At 61.0% G+C, this 3,298-nt stretch carries 4 protein-coding genes and 1 pseudogene; all 5 read left to right on the top strand.

Translation table 11 applies throughout. The features are described from left to right. Positions 1–328 (top strand): annotated as a pseudogene (locus tag B7Y43_RS19750) (translation initiation factor IF-2); the annotation flags it as partial. Between the two features lie 324 nt (positions 329–652). Next, on the top strand, positions 653–1,054 hold the full coding sequence (gene rbfA, locus B7Y43_RS19745; RefSeq protein WP_374133372.1) for a ribosome-binding factor A: 402 nt from the start codon (positions 653–655) through the stop codon (positions 1,052–1,054). After that, on the top strand, positions 1,035–1,505 hold the full coding sequence (locus B7Y43_RS19740) for a hypothetical protein (RefSeq protein ID WP_374133371.1): 471 nt from the start codon (positions 1,035–1,037) through the stop codon (positions 1,503–1,505). Before rbfA ends, B7Y43_RS19740 begins: the two co-directional genes overlap by 20 nt. 270 nt (positions 1,506–1,775) lie before the next feature. Beyond that, positions 1,776–2,363, top strand: coding sequence for a thymidine kinase (locus tag B7Y43_RS19735; protein WP_374133373.1), 588 nt, complete (start codon positions 1,776–1,778; stop codon positions 2,361–2,363). Positions 2,364–2,368: 5 nt separating this feature from the next. Then, the coding region (truB, locus tag B7Y43_RS19730) for a tRNA pseudouridine(55) synthase TruB (RefSeq protein ID WP_374133370.1) at positions 2,369–3,298 on the top strand (930 nt) is incomplete at its 3' end.

Below are 3,298 nucleotides of genomic sequence, written 5' to 3'. Positions count from 1 at the left end.
CATGGCGGGCGAGCTTGGCCCCGAGGCGTTCGAAACGGTCGTCGGCCGCGCCGAAATCCGCGAGGTCTTCCCGGCCGGCAAGCATGGCCGCGCGGCAGGGCTGTTGGTGGTCGATGGCTTTATCCGCAAGGCGCTGAAGGCCCGCATCACGCGCAACGACGTGATCATCTATAATGGTGAAATCGCGTCGCTGCGGCGCTTCAAGGACGACGTGCCCGAAGTGCGCGCTGGCCTGGAATGCGGCGTGACCTTTGCGAGCCATACCGACATCAAGCCGGGCGACTTCCTGGAAACCTACGAAGTCGAACTGCGCGAGCGGACGTTGTAACCGCGCTATCGAGTACAAAGTAACGCCACTATACTCCTTGCAGGTCGCAACTTGCGGCCTGCAAGGAGGTGATTTGCATTAGTATAGAAACAATAGTGACTCTGGTGCTCGGCGTTGCGATGCTTGTCATTGCGATTGTCGGGCTGGTGATTAAGCTTATCGAGCTTGGCCGCCATTAAGCTGGTGAGGAGCCCGGCTCTGGAAGGCCGGGCTCCAAAACGATTTGAGCCCGGATGCTGGAACATCCGGGCTCAGGAGCTGATACATCAGCATATCGGCAATAGTGACATTGGCTAGATACGATAATTCAGGCATTTTTGCAACATGAATCGGACCGCAGACACTCCCGAAACCCGCTCCGTCCGCCTGCTCCGCGTGGGGGAACAGGTGCGCCATGCGCTGTCCGACATTCTCGCGCGCGGGGATGTGCATGATGAGACGCTCGCCAAGCACATGGTGACCGTCACCGAAGTCCGCATGTCGCCCGATCTGCGCCACGCGACCGCGTTCGTGAAGCCGCTGCTCGGCAAGGACGAGGCGGTGGTGCTGAAGGCGCTGCGCACGAATACCGCGTATCTGCAGAGCGAAGTCGCGCGGCGGGTGAACACCAAATATGCCGCCAAGCTGAAATTCCTGCCCGACGAAAGCTTCGACGAGGGCAGCCATATCGACGCGCTGCTGCGCGATCCGAAGGTGGCGCGGGATCTTGAAGCACCGGAAGATTGACGTGTCTGGCGCGCAGGATCACCAATCGGTCGAGCTCTGCAACGCCACGCTGATACCTTTAATGGTCTGGCTCGAACCATGGGCGCTGGAATTTTCCCTCCCCGCACAAGGGACGCTGTCCTTGGTGTGCTCCAGCGACAAAGCGAATGACGTTCTGCCCGAGATCGAATTTTCCGACGACCAGATCATTGTCTGGGGCGCAGGAGAAAGCCGCATCGCAGTTTTCATCAACGGCGTGGATCAAGATAGTTTTTCGGCGAGGTACACAGCCCCTGATCTGGGTGCGTTGTCGTCCAAAGCTTTCGTTAATCTGGTGTTCGGCGATCATCCAAACGCTCGACCAGGCGGTGCGCCACTCAGCGGTTCGATGGACGCAAATGTCCTTCGGCGATGGCACTCCAAGATCGCCTCTTCACTCCAACGTGTGATCGGAAACTTTGGCAAGCAGTGAGTCGATTGCGAGTTCCGGTGTCCTTCCGGATGCAATCCAAGATGGTGCTGTCGCCCAAAAAATCGCGGCGGTGAGATCATCAGAGCCGGGCCCGAACTTCAGTACCCAGCTTGCCCGGTGCAACTGCCCCTCCATCGTGTCTGCCGCAGCAACGCAAAGCCACGCACCACCACTGTAGACGCCCTGGTAGCGATCTTGGACGACAACAACCGGGTAGAGGGTGTCTGGGATTTTACTGGACATCCTCGATCCTTCCGGCATTTCGACACCATGGCCAAGCTCTATTTCTATTACGCGTCGATGAACGCGGGCAAATCGACCAACCTTCTCCAGGCCGATTTCAATTATCGCGAGCGCGGGATGCGGACGATGTTGTTTACTGCCGCCATTGATACGCGGGCGGCCATGGGGGCGATTGCGTCGCGGATCGGGTTGGAGAAACAAGCGATTGCTTTCGATGCGGCGACCGATCTCGCCGCGATCGTCACTACTGAACATGCCAACGCGCCAGTCGCCTGCGTGCTGGTCGACGAGGCGCAGTTTTTGAGCGAGGCACAGGTCGCGCAGCTCGCGAAGCTGGCCGATGTGGATGGGATTCCGGTGCTCGCCTATGGCCTGCGCACTGATTTTCGGGGGAAGTTGTTCCCCGGTAGTGCTGCGTTGCTGGCGATTGCCGACAATCTCGTCGAACTGAAATCGGTATGCGAATGCGGGCGCAAGGCGACGATGAACCTGCGTGTCGATAGTGCCGGCAACGCGGTGGCCGAGGGCGCGCAAACCGAGATTGGCGGTGACGACCGCTATGTCGCGCTGTGCCGCAAGCATTTCACGGAACGGCTCGCCGCCGCTGAAGGCTGAGGCGCGTGCACGGCTGGATCATCCTCGACAAGCCCTTGGGGCTTGGATCGACGCAAGGCGTGTCGGCGGTGAAGCGGGCTTTAAGGGCGGCGGGGCTCGATGCGAGCAAGCGTGGCATCAAAGTCGGGCATGGCGGCACGCTCGATCCGCTGGCGACCGGGGTGCTGCCGATCGCGATTGGCGAGGCGACCAAGCTCGCCGGGCGGATGCTCGATAGCGACAAGGTGTATGACTTCACCATCGGTTTCGGGGTGCAGACCGACACGCTTGACCTTGAGGGCAAGGTGGTCGCGGAGAGCGATGTGCGGCCGACACTGGCGCAGGTGGAGGCGGTGTTGCCGCGCTTTACCGGGCCGATCGAGCAAGTGCCGCCGGCTTACTCCGCGCTGAAGGTGGATGGCGAGCGGGCGTATGATCTGGCGCGGGCGGGCGAAGAGGTCGTGCTGGCGAGCAGGGGGGTGACAATTCATGGCCTCGCTTGCTTAAAGCCCCTCCCCTTCAGGGGAGGGGTTGGGGTGGGGGCTGTCCCCACAATCCACGGTCTCGGTGAGACTGACACGCCCCACCCCAACCCCTCCCCTGAAGGGGAGGGGCTGAGTGAAGTGACCCTCACCGCCCATGTCTCCAAGGGCACCTATATCCGCAGCCTCGCGCGCGACATCGCCCTCGCACTCGGCACGGTTGGCCATGTCACGATGCTGCGCCGGACAAAGGCCGGACCGTTCGACCTGTCGCACGCGATATCGCTGGACAAATTGGCGGAACTCAGTAATGCGCGCGGTCTTGAAGACAAACTCCTGCCACTGAGGGCGGGGCTGGACGACATCCCGGCTCTATCCCTCACCCCCGATCAGGCAGGGCTGCTCCGACAGGGGCGGGTGTTGATCGGGATTGCCGTGAACGATGGCCCCTATTTTGCGATGCTGGAAGATATT

This window comes from Sphingomonas sp. 28-62-20 (assembly GCF_002281505.1).
Note: the sequence above shows the minus strand (reverse complement) of the source record. Positions and strands in the feature narration are given on the sequence as shown.